General features: G+C 62.3%; 13 protein-coding genes. 3 read left to right on the top strand and 10 right to left on the bottom strand.

Annotated features, from left to right (window positions below):
* Positions 1-2: 2 nt before the first annotated feature.
* The 10 genes from I2H31_RS16340 to I2H31_RS16295 form a co-directional block, all read right to left on the bottom strand.
* A complete protein-coding gene (locus I2H31_RS16340) occupies positions 3-425 on the bottom strand; it encodes a GPW/gp25 family protein (protein WP_196294117.1) in 423 nt (140 codons plus the stop codon).
* A gap of 5 nt (positions 426-430) precedes the next feature.
* Positions 431-730: a PAAR domain-containing protein gene (locus I2H31_RS16335; RefSeq protein ID WP_196294116.1), complete on the bottom strand. Its 300-nt coding sequence runs from the start codon at positions 728-730 to the stop codon at positions 431-433.
* Between the two features lie 61 nt (positions 731-791).
* Positions 792-2,603 carry a type VI secretion system tip protein VgrG gene (vgrG, locus tag I2H31_RS16330; RefSeq protein WP_196294115.1) on the bottom strand — a complete coding sequence of 604 codons (1,812 nt, stop codon included), beginning with the start codon at positions 2,601-2,603 and terminating at the stop codon, positions 792-794.
* Between the two features lie 38 nt (positions 2,604-2,641).
* Positions 2,642-3,301, bottom strand: coding sequence for a CIS tube protein (locus I2H31_RS16325; RefSeq protein ID WP_196294114.1), 660 nt, complete (start codon positions 3,299-3,301; stop codon positions 2,642-2,644).
* Between the two features lie 79 nt (positions 3,302-3,380).
* Positions 3,381-3,560, bottom strand: a complete 180-nt coding sequence (locus I2H31_RS16320) for a DUF5908 family protein (protein ID WP_196294113.1) — start codon at positions 3,558-3,560, stop codon at positions 3,381-3,383.
* 6 nt (positions 3,561-3,566) lie between these two features.
* On the bottom strand, positions 3,567-4,025 hold the full coding sequence (locus tag I2H31_RS16315) for a phage tail protein (RefSeq protein ID WP_196294112.1): 459 nt from the start codon (positions 4,023-4,025) through the stop codon (positions 3,567-3,569).
* Between the two features lie 18 nt (positions 4,026-4,043).
* The gene (locus tag I2H31_RS16310) at positions 4,044-4,508 is read right to left on the bottom strand and encodes a phage tail protein (protein ID WP_196294111.1); all 465 of its coding nucleotides are present in this window, start codon (positions 4,506-4,508) and stop codon (positions 4,044-4,046) included.
* Positions 4,509-4,577: 69 nt separating this feature from the next.
* Positions 4,578-6,227: a phage tail sheath family protein gene (locus tag I2H31_RS16305; RefSeq protein WP_196294110.1), complete on the bottom strand. Its 1,650-nt coding sequence runs from the start codon at positions 6,225-6,227 to the stop codon at positions 4,578-4,580.
* A 47-nt stretch (positions 6,228-6,274) separates the two neighbouring features.
* The gene (locus I2H31_RS16300) at positions 6,275-7,324 is read right to left on the bottom strand and encodes a hypothetical protein (protein WP_196294109.1); all 1,050 of its coding nucleotides are present in this window, start codon (positions 7,322-7,324) and stop codon (positions 6,275-6,277) included.
* Positions 7,321-7,896 (bottom strand): DUF4255 domain-containing protein, encoded by a 576-nt coding sequence (locus I2H31_RS16295; protein WP_196294108.1) that lies wholly within the window; start codon positions 7,894-7,896, stop codon positions 7,321-7,323. The genes I2H31_RS16300 and I2H31_RS16295 overlap by 4 nt, the downstream gene beginning before the upstream one ends.
* Before the next feature lie 847 nt (positions 7,897-8,743).
* Here I2H31_RS16295 and I2H31_RS16290 point away from each other — a divergent pair.
* The 3 genes from I2H31_RS16290 to I2H31_RS16280 all read left to right on the top strand — a co-directional run bounded on the left by I2H31_RS16290 (position 8,744) and on the right by I2H31_RS16280 (position 14,609).
* Positions 8,744-9,829, top strand: a complete 1,086-nt coding sequence (locus I2H31_RS16290; protein WP_196294107.1) for an efflux RND transporter periplasmic adaptor subunit — start codon at positions 8,744-8,746, stop codon at positions 9,827-9,829.
* A 147-nt stretch (positions 9,830-9,976) separates the two neighbouring features.
* A complete protein-coding gene (locus I2H31_RS16285; protein WP_196294106.1) occupies positions 9,977-13,168 on the top strand; it encodes an efflux RND transporter permease subunit in 3,192 nt (1,063 codons plus the stop codon).
* Positions 13,161-14,609, top strand: a complete 1,449-nt coding sequence (locus I2H31_RS16280; RefSeq protein ID WP_196294105.1) for a TolC family protein — start codon at positions 13,161-13,163, stop codon at positions 14,607-14,609. The genes I2H31_RS16285 and I2H31_RS16280 overlap by 8 nt, the downstream gene beginning before the upstream one ends.
* Positions 14,610-14,734: the final 125 nt, after the last annotated feature.

Raw genomic sequence — 14,734 nt, 5'->3', positions numbered from 1 at the left:
AGTTAAGTGTCCAGCAAAGTGGCTTCGCGGTAGTAGAAAGGGTACACCACGTTGTGCCGGCTGTTGATGGTGCGGATGGTGTAGTCCACTTCCAGCAGCAGCAGGCCATCGTTGATTTGGTCGGTGCTGGCCCGCACCTGGCCCGCAATCACGCGCGGCTCGAAGTGCAGAATGGCCCGCTCCACCACCTGCTGCAGCTCGGTGAGCCGCGTGAGGGTGGGCGTTTCAAACAAAAACTGCCGCAACGGGCAGCCATACTCGGGGTTCATGATGCGTTCGCCGGGTTCGGTGTGCAGCAGGATGTAGATGCTCTGCTGCACGTCTTCCTCGTCGCGCGTCAGGGCCAGAGATTTGGTGCCGGTGTCGAAGCGGGGCGGAAACGACCAGCCCTGCCCCAGAAACGTTGAACTGCGTTCGTGTGCCATCGTTTTCAGCCTCCTATCATGACCGTGGGCAGCCCCAGCGCAATGGTGCCGCCGTGCGCCGTGGGGTCGCCCATGCGGGCCGCCGGCTTGCCGCCAATCAGCACCGTAGTCGAGCCCATGACAATGGAATCGGGCGGGCCCACGCAGGTGGCCATATCGCCCACCACGGCCGCCGGCAGCTTGCCGATGAGCACCGTGGGCTCGCCCGGCCCCAGCACGGGCCCGCCCACGTGCGGAATGGGCGGCAGGCCCGGCGTCACCATCGGGCAGGTGTGCATATCGGTGAGGCGGGCAGCGGGCGGCATGGTTGCTTTATAATGGAAGGTAGAAGAATGTAAAAATAAGAAAGCAGGCGCTGGGTGCAAATCAGTTAATCATGACTATCGCGCCTTTCACCGTGGTGGTGGCGCTGGCCGAAAGCTCGGCTACGCCGCTGCTTTTCAGGGTGAGGGAGGCGTCGGCCGTGACGCTCACGGTGGGCGCCTTCACCGTCGCGCCCTGCGCCCCCTTGATGCTGACGTTGCCCGTGGTCGATTCCAGCGTCAGGTCCTGGTCGGCCTTGAGGCTGAGCGTCGACTTGCTGACCACCGAAATGCCCTGGTCCGAGAGGGTCACGGTATTGCCCTGCTGGTCGGTGAGGGCCAGGCCCTTGCCGCCGTCAGCATCGCTGATGACGAGCTTGTTGCCGGCGGGGGTTTTCAGGGTGATGATTTTCTTGTCGTCGTCGAATTCCAGGGTGAGCTTGTTTTTCGTCACAATGGCTTTGGTGGAATTCTTGTCGTCGGGGGTGTAGGCCGGCTTGCGGTTTTTGGTGTACACCGAGCCCAGGATGATGGGCGAGCTGCTCGCCCCGCCCAGAAAGCCCACAATGACCTGGTCGCCCACTTCGGGGAAAAAGTACATGCCCGCGCCGTCGGTGGCGTAGGGCTGGGCCAGGCGGGCCCACAGCTCGGCCTTGTCGAGGTCGTTGAGGGTGATTTGGACCCGGTACTTGCTTTCGTCGTCGGGCTGAATGGCCTTCACCACGGCTTTGTACAGCCCGTTGGCGCCGCCGGCCACCACCTTGGCCGTCTCGGCCGAAGGGCTCACGTCGGGCTTGGTTTCGGCAAACCACTTTTCGTTCATGCCCAGCGTCAGCGTCGTCTTCCAGTCGCCGCCGCTAATGGCGTGCGCCACCTTCGACACAAACCCGTTGCCGCTGAAGCGCTTGCCGATGCGGCTCAGGCTCACGAGGCTGCCCGGCGCTATGTCCACCCCCGGCGTTTCCACCGTGCCCTGCACCTTGGCCAGCGTGCGCTTGGCGAGCATGGTGTCGGCCATTTTTTGCAGCGGCCCCTGCTCAATGTCGGCCGTGGCAAACATCTTGTAGTCGGTCTGGCCCAGGGCATCGGCCAGGGTGCTGCTTTCCACGTTGCCGGGCGTTTTCAGGTCGGGCGTTTTGGCGGTCACTTCCACGGCCTCGCCGGTGTCGAGCGACCACGACTGCGCCGTGACGCTGCTCAGCTGGGTGCGGGCATCCACCTGCAGCGAAAAGCTGTACACGTTGGTGCCGTATTCCAGGGCCAGCACCGGCTCGCCCAGGGTGGCCAGCGTCTTCGTCTCGAATTGGCCCTGGTCGCTCACCACCACCTGCCCGCTCATCTCGGCCCGCGTCACAATGTAGTCCCAGTCGGTAAGGTCCTGCTGCACAGCCTGCTCCGGGTCGGTGGTGGCGGCGATGGTGGACGAGAGGCCCAGGCCGGGGTGCTTGCCCAGAATTTCGGTGATGGTGTCGCTGACCGGCTGCTTTTTGTGGGCCCGCGTCTGGCGCACGCCCGACAGCTTCACGGCTTTGTCCTTGCACGACACCGTGATTTTCACGCCCTGCGCCCCCTGCGAGCCCAACTGGTAGCCCGTCACGATGCCGCTGAAAATCTTTTTGTTCACGTTGTCGTAGCCCACCGAAATGTCAATCGGGGTGCCGGGCTCGAACGTGTCGGAATCCGTAACCGGGAACTCGGCCGTGGCCATGTCGCCGTCAATGAGCACCACCTGGGCCGTGCTGATGGCGTTCACGCCCTTCGACACCGAAATGGAGAGCACCCGGTACGTGTCGTTGATGGCCGTCACGTTTTCTCCCCCCACCGTGATGCTGTACGACACCAGCCCGGCGGTCACGAAACTTGCGGTTGCTGCCATTAACTCTGAATGCGAATTATCAATTGAAGGTCAGCTGCCTACGCGCGCAGGGGCGGAAACCGCAGCCGCGTGCCGGGCGTGAGGTGGCTGAAATTGACCAGGTTGTTGCGCTCGGCCACCTGAATGTAGTACTGCGCGCTGCCGTAGATGCGGTAGCAGAGCTGCGGCAGGGTGTCGCCGGCTTGCACCACGTGGTGGTGCGTCAGGTCAGCCGACTGCGGGTCGGCTTCCAGGGCCAGCGTTTTCGCGTCGATGAAGCTCACGAAGCTCAGGTCCACCTTGGCCCGCACCGGCGACCCGTCGGGCCGAAACAGTGAGTAGCTGACGTTGAAGCTCGTGGCCCGGCCGTTGAAGACCAGCTTGCCCCAGCTCACCTGCACGTAGTACGGGCTGTGAATGGCCCCGTGATAGAGAAACACCAGGCTGCGCAGGGTCTTTATTTCGGTGCTGACTTCTAATGTTTTGCCGTCAATCGGGCGGGTGCCGTCCAGCACCAGGCTGAACGCGAGCTTGCCCTGGCTGGCGTAGTTGAAGCGCGGCGTGTCGCCGGGGCTGCCCGGCGGGTGCGGCGTGTCGTAGGAGTTTTCGCTGTTGTGCGAAATGGTTTCCGGGTTCAGAAACACGCTGTGCTTGGGCCCCGCCGCCGACTGGAATTTGCCGTCGGTGAAGGCCTGCAAGGTCATTTTAACCAGCGCCATGGTGCTAAGGTAGAAAGGAGTAAGCGGTGGCCGCGGCGCGGGGCGTCCAGTGGGCCCGCGCCGGGTTTCGTGTCGGGTTTCAGCGTTCCGCGCGGCGGCTCAGTTCGTCCAGCACTTCCTGCACGCAGGCGCGCGTGAGCTCCTGCTGCCAGCGCTGCAGGTCGGGCCCGCCCAGCCCGCCCGCGGGGGGCGGCTGGGCGGGCCGGGCGTCGTCCTGCACCGTCACTTTTATTACGAGTTCGCGGATTTCAATGGGCATCAGTCCTTAGCTGGTCGGCACGCGCTGAAAGTTGGCAAAAGCAAATTCGATGGTTTCGATGGCCAGCGCGTTTTCCTGCGACCGGAAATCCGACATCTTCCACTTCACCGGCCAGGCATCGCGAAACGCCCAGGCGGCCAGCGGCTTGTGCTCGGCGTTCAGCAGGTGCAGCTGAATGTCGTGCAGCACCAGCGGCGTCGTGAAGTCGGCCGAAAGCGTGCTGTTGCACCACTCGGCCAGCTGGGAGTTGGCGCTCACGAAGCCCCGGCGCAGCACCAAGTTGTGGTACTTCACCGTCTTGGGCAGCCGGTGCGCGTAGTCGTTCTGGCCGCCTTCGCGGATTTCCTCCATCTCCCATTCCACGTCGAGCCCCGATGCTTCCTGAAAGCCGTTGTCGCGCGCCGAGCTGATGCCCGCAAACCGCAGCCGGAAATAGAAGCTGGGCGGCGGATAAAACGGAGTCATCGGCGGCCGTCGTTAGCGTTAGCCATTGGCCACCACCAGGGTTTCGTAGGCCAACTCAATGGTTTCGATGGCCGCTTCGTTGCCGTCGGCCTTCAGGTCGGTGCCCTGAATCTTGGTCGGCCAGGCGTTGTTCAGCGTCCAGGTCATGGTGGGCGCGCCCGACTCGTCGAGCAGCTTAATCACCACCGTCTGCCGCTGCATGGTGTTCATCTTGATGGTGGAGTACCAGGCCCAGAACTTGTTGTCCTTGACGAAGATACCCTTCTTGAGCGTTACGTTGCCCACCTTCTGCAGGCCGGGCATCTTGATGGGCGAGAACACCGGGCTGTTGCCGTGCCGGTACTCAATGGGTTGCGACTCGGTGTCGAGGCCGCTCACCTCGTGGAAGTAGTTGCCCACGCCGCCGCCCAGGCCGTCGACCTGGAAGTAAAACTTGGGTAGAGGCCAGATATTCTGACTTTGGGCGCTGCCGTCGTCTGCCATGATGTTTGGGAGGAAAAGTAGAAATGAAAATGATGCGCTTTAGAAAAGGAGCCGCGGGGCCGGGCCGGCCTACGACTTCTGCATTTGCTGCTGGAAGGTGAGTTCGATGAACTCGGCCGGGCGCACGATGGACACCAGCACGGTCACGTTCATGTAGCCGTCGAGGATGTCGTCGGCGGTCATGGTGCTGCCCAGGCCGATGAGCACCTGGTAGGCGTCGTCGGGCACGGAGCCGGCCAGCGCGCCCTGCTTCCAGAGGTTGAACAGGAAGCTGTTGATGGCGCTCTTGACGGTCACCCAGGTGTTGGCGTCGTTGGGCTCGAAGACGTAGGCGTGGGCCGCCAGCTTCACCGACTGCTCAATCATTATCATAGTGCGGCGCACGTTGATGTAGCGCCAGTCCTGGCTGTTGCCGTCGAGGGTGCGGGCGCCCCACACCATCACGCCCATGCCCTTGAAGGCCCGGATGACGTTGATGGACTTGCCTGTGGTGGGGTCGATGTTGAGGCGGCCCTGGTCTTTGTCGCTGAGCGACACCGTGGGCGACACCACCGCGTTGAGGCTCCAGTTGGCGGGGGCTTTCCACACGCCGCGGCTGCTGTCCACGGCCGTGTACACGCCGGCCATGGCCGCCGACACCGGCATGGTGTTCAGGTAGGTCGTCATGGCCTTGATGATGAGCTTGTAGTCGGGGTAGAGCGTGCGCAGCGAGTTGTCGATGGCGCGGCGCTTGTCCACCACGGCCTGCGCGTGGCTGTAGCCTTCGGGCGCGGGGTCGGGGGTGGGCACGTTGGAGTCGACGAGCAGCAGCGCGGCCACGTCGAAGATGTTCTGGGCTTTGAGCGGGTCGGGTTCCAGCGCCAGCTCGGGCACCTTCATTTCCTCGGTGCCCGCCGGCCGCGTGGTGCCGGCTTTCAAATCAGCGTCCAGGGGGTTGAGGAGGCCGCGCAGCAGGGTTAGCGAGGCCGCGTCGAGGTTGTAGAAGGAGAGGTCGGTGTCGGCGATGACCGAGGTGTTGACCCAGGGGAAGTACGCGACGCCGTAGTTGAGGAAGTTCTGGCCCACGCCGGTGCGGAACGCCAGAACCTTGTCGGTGATGTCGTCCACTTTCGTCACGGCGCCTTCGCGCACGTCAAACATGGCGATGCGGCTCTGCACGTTGGCGCAGTGGGCCAGCATGGCTGTCATCACGTCATTGTAGTCGCCGTCGTTGTCGAGGCGCAGCGCGTCGGGGCACAGCAGCATGGTGGGGTCCTGCTCGTACACCAGTGTGCCAATGGCATTGATGAACAGGTCTTTGGTCAGGTCGGTGGCGTAGTTGCCAATCGAGAGAATGTAGCAGGTCGAGCCCCCGTTGATATAGAACAGCCGGATGGCGTTGTAGAGGTAGTAAAGCTTGTCGTTTTCAGCCGGCACCAGCTGGTACATCTTGCCGGGGGACGCGAGCAAGCCGATTTTGGACGCCTCAATCATCGGGTTGTCGTTCGCGGCGTAGTCGGCCAGCGTGAATTTCTGCACGAAGCCCGTGCCGAAGTAGTCCTCAAACTGCTTGAGGGAGTCGACCCGGGTCGGGATGTTGGTCAGGTCCTTGCCGTTGTAGGTCGCCTTCTGCGTGAAGCCGATGAACACCGGTAGGGCCGTTTCGACCTGCACCACGGAGTTGGGAAATGCATTCTTCTCGACGATGTACACGCCGGGGGTAGTATAGGGAGCTGCCATTAGGTAAAAAAAGAAGGTGGAGTAAAGGAACGAGAAGCGCGTTTCGGCTACAATTGTACAAAGATGTCCGTGATAATCAATTGTTCTATCGATTTATTTATTAATCGAAGTGCTGAAGGACTTGCATAAGGCAATGCGGGGTGCATTACGCGGGGTGCCCGGCCGGCTTCGGGCAGCACCAGCCGGCAGGCCGCGCCGGGGTAGCGCTCGGCCAGCGGCTGGTCGGCCGTGGCCAAGAAACTGAGGGCCGTGCCCGGCAGCCCGGGGGCCTGCTCGAAACCGACGGGGGCTTCCCCTGCGTCGATGGCCAGGCCTTCGGGCAGGGGGCGGCTGCTCATCAGCTGGTACTGCCAGTAGGTGCGCCGCGCCGCCAGGCCCAGCGTATAGGTGGCGCCGGGCGTGGCCAGCACGGCCGGGCCCAGCTCCAGCACGGCCCAGGGGCAGGCCGGCGCAGGGAAGTCGGCGGCAAAAAACACGTCGGGCGCGGCCTTGCCCAGGCGCAGCTCGTAGGCGCCGTTGCCTTCGGCGCGCAGGTTGACGGGCAGCGTTTCGGCCGTGGGCAGCAGGGCGGTTTCCCACACGGTGGGGCCGTCAGGGTAGTGGCGCAGGGCGGCGGTGCGGGTGCCGGCCGGCAGCGCCTGCTGAAACACCAGCGGGCGCAGGGGCAGGCGGTCGGCCTCGCTCAGCACGTCGCCCGGGTGCAGGCGCAACGCGTTGGCGGGCGCCGGGGCCAGGTAGCGCACGCTGGCCGGGGCGGGCCCGGGGGGCACTGGCGCGCTGGCTTTCTTGCCGGCCTTCTTGCCGGTGGGCGCCGGGGCGGGCAGCAGGCCGGTGTAAATGGCAAAGCTGGCGTCGGGCGGGTGCAGGCTGAACACCAGCGGGAAGGCGGCGCGCAGGCCGTCCGGGGGCGGGCTGCCGGCCGCGCCGGCGTAGATGATTTCGAAGCCCGTGGAGCTAGGGCGCAGGAGCAGGCCTACCCGCCGCAGCCGCTCGGTGGTGAGGCCGCTGGGCCGGGCGGCCAGCCCGCGCATGAGGCCGTCGGCGAAGTAGGCGTGGCGCATCTCGACGCGGCACAGCACCTGGTAGCTGGTGGTCATGGCGCGGCGCGGGGAGTGGGGTTGACGCCGAGGCCGGTGAGGGCCGGGGTGCGGTCCTGCACCGCGCCGTCCTGAATGGTGACGAGCTTGACCTTGTAGAGGGCCGAGGGCGTGTACTTGCTGCCCAGCACGCCCCACAAGTTGCTCAGTTCGTGGTAGGTCAGGGTTTCCAGCTCCACCACCAGGCGGTCGAAGCTGCGGTCGAGGCGGGGCGAATTCTGGGGCGTGAAGACGGGCCGGCCCTGAAAAAAGGCCAGCGTGCTGCTCAGAAACTTGAGGGCCTCGTCGTAGTCACCAAAGTTGGCCGCAAACAGCACCCACAGGTTGAGCTTGATGGCGGGGTTGAGCCGTAGCTCGCCGTTGCCGCTGCGCTCGGCCTGCAGGTTGCGCACGGTCGATTCCGGGGCCAGGTTCACTAGCGTCACGCTCACTTTGTTGGCGATGGCGGTGGCCGGGGTGCCGTCCGGGTTGAGGTGGGCCGACAGCACGGCCCGGTCCTCCAGAAGCTGGAAAGAGCGGCCGAAGTAGTCGTTTAGTTCGGTAGCGAGGAAGAGCAAAGCTTTGTCAAGCATCGCGGCAAAGGAAAGCGGTAGTACCGGTATATCCTATTCAATCATCATAAAATAAAACCTTGTTTTTTCGATGGTTACCCTTGGTAATCAACGGGCGGTGACGGGCACCCAAACGCTACTTTGCACAACCAGAATGGGGCGCTCCCTCGCGCCGTGGCAGAAGCTGCGTGCCTGTTTTTTGCTTCCGGCCGGCCGCATCCCGGCCCAGCGGCTGGCAAAGCCGCCAAGGCACCATCCCAACCGGGCCGCAGCGAAGCCAGCGGGGGCAGACCTCGCTTTATGAAGTTTTTCATCGGTAGCTGGGTGCGTCCGGCTTGCACGGGCCGGCTTCTTGGCCGCTCGGAAGTTGGACGTATTTTAAAGTATTTATTATAGTAAGTTCTTAGCGAGCGGATTAGCTTGTTGAATACGGTTGACCATTGAGTCGGCCGGTCGATGAAAAGCCCCCGGCGAAGCGGGCGGGTTTACGGGGGCGGTTGGGTTGTTCCTTCATTTCGGCTTCATGCCATTGGGCGTTGGTTTGCAGCGTCAACCCCCGACACAAGCTGTGCAGCATTGGCCTTCCCACCCCAGATGTTATGCTTTCAGTTTGGATTTGGACCCGGCAATTTCCCGCCCGCCGGCCACCAACGGCTTTCTGCTACATGAGCAAAGCTGATTTCGAGCATGTACAACCATCCATTACGCAACCGCGGGAAGTCGATGGAATGGGTGGCCCGGCCCCGGCTGCCGCGGGCCGGCCAACTCCTCAATTTCTGGAAAACCAGGCGATTGGCGCTGGTTCTGCTTCCCATCTTACCCCGATTCAATGCATTACCCCAAGCCCGTTGTATTCTCTAAGGTCCTTATGAAAAGAATGTTGATGCTCCTGAGTTGCGGGGCACTATTGTACACCAGCGGCTGCAAAGAAGAAAAAAAGGAAGTAGAAGAGCCGCTGAAACTGGTGGCTACCAGCCCGCTGCTGAAAGACACGACCATCACCAAAGAGTACGTGGCCCAGATTCACTCCTTCCAGCGCATCGAGCTGCGGGCGCTGGAAAAGGGCTACCTGGAAAAGATTTTCGTGGACGAGGGACAACTGGTGCGGCAGGGCCAGACCATGTTTCAGATTAAGCCCACGGTGTACCAGGCCGAGCTGAAAAAGTCGCAGGCCGAGGCCAACTACGTGGGCCTGGAGTACCAGAATACCAAGAAGCTGGCCGACAAGAACATCGTATCCGGCAGCGAGTTAGCGCTAGCGCAGGCCAAGTTCGACAAGGCCAACGCCGAAGTCTCGCTGGCCCAGACGCACCTGCAGTTCACGACGGTGAAGGCGCCCTTCAGCGGCATCATGGACCACTTCCAGGCCCGGCTGGGCAGCCTCGTGGACGAGGGCGACCTGCTGACGACGCTCTCCGACAACAGCAAAATGTGGGTGTACTACAACGTGCCCGAGGCGGAGTACCTGGCCTACAAGGCGCACGCCAAAACCAACGACAAGGCCGCGCACGTGAAGCTGCGCATGGCCAACAACGAGGTGTTCGACCAGACCGGCATCGTGCAAACCATCGAGGCCGACTTCAACAACGAAACCGGCAACATCGCCTTCCGCGCCACTTTCCCGAACCCCGACGGCTTGCTGCGCAACGGCGAAACCGGCAGCGTGCTCATGACCGTGCCGCTGAAAGGCGCCCTGATTATCCCCCAGAAAGCCACGTTCGAGATTCTGGAGAAAAAGTACGTCTTCGTGGTCGACAAAAACAACGTGGTGCACCAGCGCGAAATCGGCATTGCCTCCGAAATGCCCGACCTCTACGTCCTCAAATCCGGCATTAATGCCACCGACCGGATTCTGCTCGAAGGCCTGCGCAAGGTGAAGGACGGCGACAAAGTGGCCTATGATTTCCGGGAGCCGCAGGACGTCATCTCGCACCTGAAAGTGTACAGCGAATAGGGTCCGGCCGTCCTGTTGGGCGCAGCCGAAGCAGCTCTGCCACGAGAACAATCACTTCGCTGCAACGAAGCGGCAGAGCTGCTTCGGCTGCATTTACCAGAGGGTTATCGGCTCTAAATCAGTCATTTTAATAAATAGCCAGCAGATATGTTTAGTAAATTCATTCGTCGGCCAGTATTTGCCATTGTTATTTCGATTGTCATCCTGCTGATGGGCGGGCTGGCCATCATGAAGCTGCCCACGTCGCAGTTTCCCGAGATTTCGCCGCCTCTGGTGATGGTGAGCGCTGCCTACCCCGGCGCCAGCGCCAAGGTGCTCACCGAGTCGGTGCTGATTCCGCTGGAACAGGCCGTGAACGGCGTGCCGGGCATGAAGTACATGACCTCCGACGCCGTATCGGCCGGCGAGGCCAACATTCAGATTGTGTTCAACCTGGGCACCGACCCCGACCAGGCCGTGGTGAACGTGAACACCCGCATTGCGCAGGTGCTCAACCGCCTGCCCGAGCTGGTGCAGCGCGAAGGCGTGGTGGTGAACCGCGTGGTGCCCAACATGCTGATGTACGTGAACTTGTACTCGAAAGACAAGAACACGGACATGAAGTACCTGTTCAACTTCGCCGGCGTGAACATGCTGCCCGAGCTGCAGCGCCTGAGCGGCATTGGCCGGGCCAACATCCTGGGCAGCCGGCAGTACGCCATGCGCGTGTGGCTGAAACCCGACCGCATGCGGGCCTACAACATTTCGGTGGACGACGTGATGAAGGCCCTGGGCGAGCAGAGCGTCATCGGCTCGCCGGGCCGTATCGGCCGCTCCGACGGCGGGCAGGCGCAGTCGCTGGAGTACGTGCTGAGCTACAAAGGGCGCTTTAATGACGTGGAGGAGTATAAGAACGTCATTCTCAAGGCCAACGCCAACGGCGAAAGCCTGCACCTGAAAGACGTGGCCGACGTGTCGCTGGGCTCGGAGTTCTACGACATCTACTCCAACCTGAACCAGTACCCCTCGGCGGCCATCGTGCTGAAGCAGACCTACGGCTCGAACGCTTCGGACGTAATCAAAGAGGTGAAAGCCAAGCTGGAAGAGCTGAAGAAAACCAGCTTCCCGCCCGGCATGGACTACAAAATCACCTACGACGTGTCGAACTTCCTCGACGCCTCGATTGAGAACGTAATCCACACCCTGCGCGACGCCTTCATTCTGGTGGCGTTGGTGGTGTTCCTGTTCCTTGGCGACTGGCGCTCGACGCTGATTCCGGCGCTGGCCGTGCCGGTGTCGCTGGTGGGCTCGTTCATGGCCATGCAGGCTTTTGGGCTCACCATCAACATGATTACGCTGTTTGCGCTGGTGCTTTCCATCGGCATCGTGGTCGACAACGCCATTGTGGTGATTGAGGCCGTGCACGCCAAGATGGAGGAGGAGCATCTATCGCCCTACAACGCCGTCCGCAAAGTGGTGGGCGAAATCAGCGGCGCCATCATCGCCATCACCGTCATGATGACGGCCGTGTTCATCCCGGTGTCGTTCATGAGCGGCCCGGTGGGCATTTTCTACCGCCAGTTCTCCATCACCATGGCCACGGCCATCGTGATTTCGGGCCTCGTCGCCCTGACGTTGACGCCGGTGCTCTGCGCCATGATTCTGAAAAACCACCACGGCCAGCCCAAGAAGAAATCGCCCCTGCAGCGCTTCTTCGACTGGTTCAACCGCGGGTTCGACCGCCTGACGAACAGCTACACGGGCCTGCTGGAGAAGATTGTGGCCAGCCGCCTCATCACCTTCGCCATGCTGCTGGCCTTCGGGCTGGGCATCTGGGCCATCACGGCCAAGCTGCCGGCCGGCTTCATCCCCAGCGAAGACCAGGGCCTGATTTACGCCATTGTGCAGACGCCGCCCGGCACCACGCTGGAGCAAACCAACGCCGTGTCGCAGCGCCTGGCCAGCCTGGCCAAGGACATTCCCGGCATTGCCAACATCTCCTCGCTGGCCGGCTACGAAGTGCTGACCGAGGGCCGCGGCTCGAACGCCGGCACCCTGCTGCTGGACTTGAAGCCGTGGTCGGAGCGCAAGGAATCCATTGCCGACATCATCGGCAACCTGGAGAAAAAAGCGCACGAAATCCCCGGCGCGACCATCGAATTCTTCGAGCCGCCGGCAGTGCCGGGCTACGGCGCGGCGGGCGGCTTCCAGCTGCAGCTGCTGGACAAAACCAACTCGGGCGACTATAAGGCGCTGGAAAAAGTGAACGAGGAATTCATGGCCAAGCTCAAGAAGCGCAAGGAGCTGGCCGGCCTGTTCACCTTCTTCTCGGCCGACTATCCGCAGTACGAGCTCAAGATTGACAACGAGCTGGCCATGCAAAAGGGCGTGAGCATCGGCAACGCCATGAACACGCTCAGCATCATGGTGGGCTCAACTTATGAGCTGGGCTTCATCAAGTACCAGCGCTTCTTTAAGGTGTACGTGCAGGCCTCGCCCGAATACCGCAAGCTGCCGCAAGACATCCTGAACATGTGGGCCAAGAACGACAAGGGCGAAATGGTGCCGTTTTCGGCCTTCATGAAAATCGTGAAGTCGCAGGGCGCCAACGAAATCAACCGCTACAACATGTACACCACCGCCTCCATTCGCGGCGGCGCGGCCGAGGGCTACAGCTCGGGCGAGGCCATCAAGGCAGTGCAGGAAGTGGCCCAGGAGCTGCCCCACGGCTACGACATTGACTGGGGCGGGCTGTCGAAAGACGAAGTGAGCCGCGGCAACGAGTCGACCGTGATTTTCCTGGTGGTGCTGGTGTTCGTGTACCTGGTGCTGGCCGCGCAGTATGAAAGCTTCCTGCTGCCGCTGGCCGTTATTTTCTCGCTGGTGGCGGGCGTGTTCGGGTCCTTCCTGTTCATCAAAATGTTTGGCTTGGCCAACGACATCTACGCCCAGGTGGGCTTGGTAATGCTGGTGGGTTTGTTGGGTAAAAACGCGGTGCTTATCGTCGAATTCGCGGCCCTGAAGCACGAGGAAGGCATGTCCGTGCGCGACGCGGCCATTGAAGGCGCCAAAGTGCGTTTCCGCCCCATTCTGATGACGTCGTTTGCCTTCATCGCCGGCCTGATTCCGCTGGTGGTGGCCACCGGCGCGGGTGCCATCGGCAACCGCACCATTGGCTCGTCGGCGCTGGGCGGCATGCTGTTCGGCACCGTGTTCGGGGTGATTATCATCCCCGGCCTGTACTACTTCTTCGGCACCCTGGCCGGCGATAACAAACTGATTCGGGACGAGAACGAAGCCCCCATCCTCGAAGGCGTAGAGCCCCGCGTGCAATTAGAAGAAATGGAGCCTTATGCTTAAGAAACGCTTATATCAATGCCTGAGCGCCGCCGGTTTGGCGCTTGCCGTAGGCGCCTGCAAAACGCCGGAGCTGGTGGTGAAGAACGAGAGCCGCAACACGCCGGCCAGCTACCCCACCGCCAGCGCCGCCGCCCCCATCGACAGCGCCAACCTGGCCCGCGTGCAGTGGAAGCAGTTTTTCACCGACCCCAACCTAAAAGCGCTGATTGAGACGGCCCTGCAAAACAACCAGGAGCTGAACATCACGCTGCAGGAAGTCGAGATTGCCCGCAACGAGGTGCGCGCCCGCAGCGGCGAATACCTGCCCTTCGTGGGCCTGGGCGCCCGCGCCGACGTGGAAAAAGTGGGCCGCTACACCCTGCAAGGCGCCACCGAGGAGCAGGTCGACATCAAGGAGGACCGGCACACGCCCGACCCGCTCACCAACTTCGAGCTGGGCGCGTTTGCCACCTGGGAAGTCGACATCTGGCACAAGCTGCGCAACGCCAAGAAGGCCGCCGCCATGCGCTACCTGGCGTCGGTGGAAGGCAAAAACTTCACGGTGACCAACCTGGTGGCCGAGATTGCCAACTCGTATTACGAGCTGCTGGCGCTGGACAATCAGCTGGCCATCGTGAAGCAGAACATCGGCATCCAGAGCAACGCGCTGGAGCTGGTGCGCCTGCAAAAAGAGTCGGCCCGCACCACGGAGCTGGCCGTGAAACGCTTCGAGGCCCAGGTGCAAAACACCCGCAGCCTGCAGTTCAAGCTGCAGCAGCGCATCACCGAAACCGAGAACAAGTTGAACTACCTGGCCGGCCGCTACCCGCAGCCGGTGGTGCGCGACGACGCCACGTTCAACGACTTGCAGCCGTCCGTCATCACGGCCGGCCTGCCCACCCAGCTGCTGAGCAACCGCCCCGACATTCGGCAGGCCGAGCAGCAGCTGGTGGCCGCGAAGCTGGACGTGCAAGTGGCGCGGGCCAACTTTTACCCCTCGCTGAGCCTGTCGGGCGGCGTCGGGCTGGCCGCCTTCACGCCGGGCCTGCTGGCGTCCACGCCCGAGTCGATGCTGTACTCGCTGGGCGCCGATTTGGCCGGGCCGCTATTCAACCGCAACGGCATCAAGGCCACCTACTACAGCGCCAACGCCGCGCAAACCCAGGCCGTGTACCGCTACGAAAAGACCGTGCTGAACGCCTACATCGAGGTGAGCAACCAGCTTTCCAACATCGGCAACCTGGCCCAGAGCTACGACGCCAAAGCCAAGGAAGTAGCGGCCCTGAACCAGTCCATCGACATCTCCAACAGCCTGTTCCGCTCGGCCCGGGCCGAGTACACGGAAGTCCTCTTCACCCAGCGCGACGCCTTAGAATCGAAGTTCGACCTCATCGAAACCAAGATGCAGCAGCTCAACGCCACGGTGAACGTGTACCGGGCCCTGGGCGGCGGCTGGCAGTAGGCACGCCCCGCGCGTAGCTGCAGCAGCTTAAGCCGCGAATAGAAACGCCCCGCAACGAGTTGATTGCGGGGCGTTTCCATTCGCGGCTCTGCTTTTGCATTCAGATAAACTATTGGCAGAAGAAT

The sequence above is a fragment of the Hymenobacter ruricola genome (genome assembly GCF_015694525.1).
Taxonomy (GTDB): domain Bacteria; phylum Bacteroidota; class Bacteroidia; order Cytophagales; family Hymenobacteraceae; genus Hymenobacter; species Hymenobacter ruricola.
This window is presented reverse-complemented; position numbering and strand designations above follow the sequence as displayed.

Coding starts and splice junctions, on each gene's coding strand:
- I2H31_RS16335 (WP_196294116.1), bottom strand. CDS start 730: ATGCCGCCCGCTGCCCGCCTCACCGATATGCACACCTGCCCGATGGTG.
- I2H31_RS16290 (WP_196294107.1), top strand. CDS start 8,744: ATGAAAAGAATGTTGATGCTCCTGAGTTGCGGGGCACTATTGTACACC.
- I2H31_RS16280 (WP_196294105.1), top strand. CDS start 13,161: ATGCTTAAGAAACGCTTATATCAATGCCTGAGCGCCGCCGGTTTGGCG.
- vgrG (WP_196294115.1), bottom strand. CDS start 2,603: ATGGCAGCAACCGCAAGTTTCGTGACCGCCGGGCTGGTGTCGTACAGC.
- I2H31_RS16295 (WP_196294108.1), bottom strand. CDS start 7,896: ATGCTTGACAAAGCTTTGCTCTTCCTCGCTACCGAACTAAACGACTAC.
- I2H31_RS16315 (WP_196294112.1), bottom strand. CDS start 4,025: ATGACTCCGTTTTATCCGCCGCCCAGCTTCTATTTCCGGCTGCGGTTT.
- I2H31_RS16305 (WP_196294110.1), bottom strand. CDS start 6,227: ATGGCAGCTCCCTATACTACCCCCGGCGTGTACATCGTCGAGAAGAAT.
- I2H31_RS16325 (WP_196294114.1), bottom strand. CDS start 3,301: ATGGCGCTGGTTAAAATGACCTTGCAGGCCTTCACCGACGGCAAATTC.
- I2H31_RS16300 (WP_196294109.1), bottom strand. CDS start 7,324: ATGACCACCAGCTACCAGGTGCTGTGCCGCGTCGAGATGCGCCACGCC.
- I2H31_RS16320 (WP_196294113.1), bottom strand. CDS start 3,560: ATGCCCATTGAAATCCGCGAACTCGTAATAAAAGTGACGGTGCAGGAC.
- I2H31_RS16285 (WP_196294106.1), top strand. CDS start 9,977: ATGTTTAGTAAATTCATTCGTCGGCCAGTATTTGCCATTGTTATTTCG.
- I2H31_RS16340 (WP_196294117.1), bottom strand. CDS start 425: ATGGCACACGAACGCAGTTCAACGTTTCTGGGGCAGGGCTGGTCGTTT.
- I2H31_RS16310 (WP_196294111.1), bottom strand. CDS start 4,508: ATGGCAGACGACGGCAGCGCCCAAAGTCAGAATATCTGGCCTCTACCC.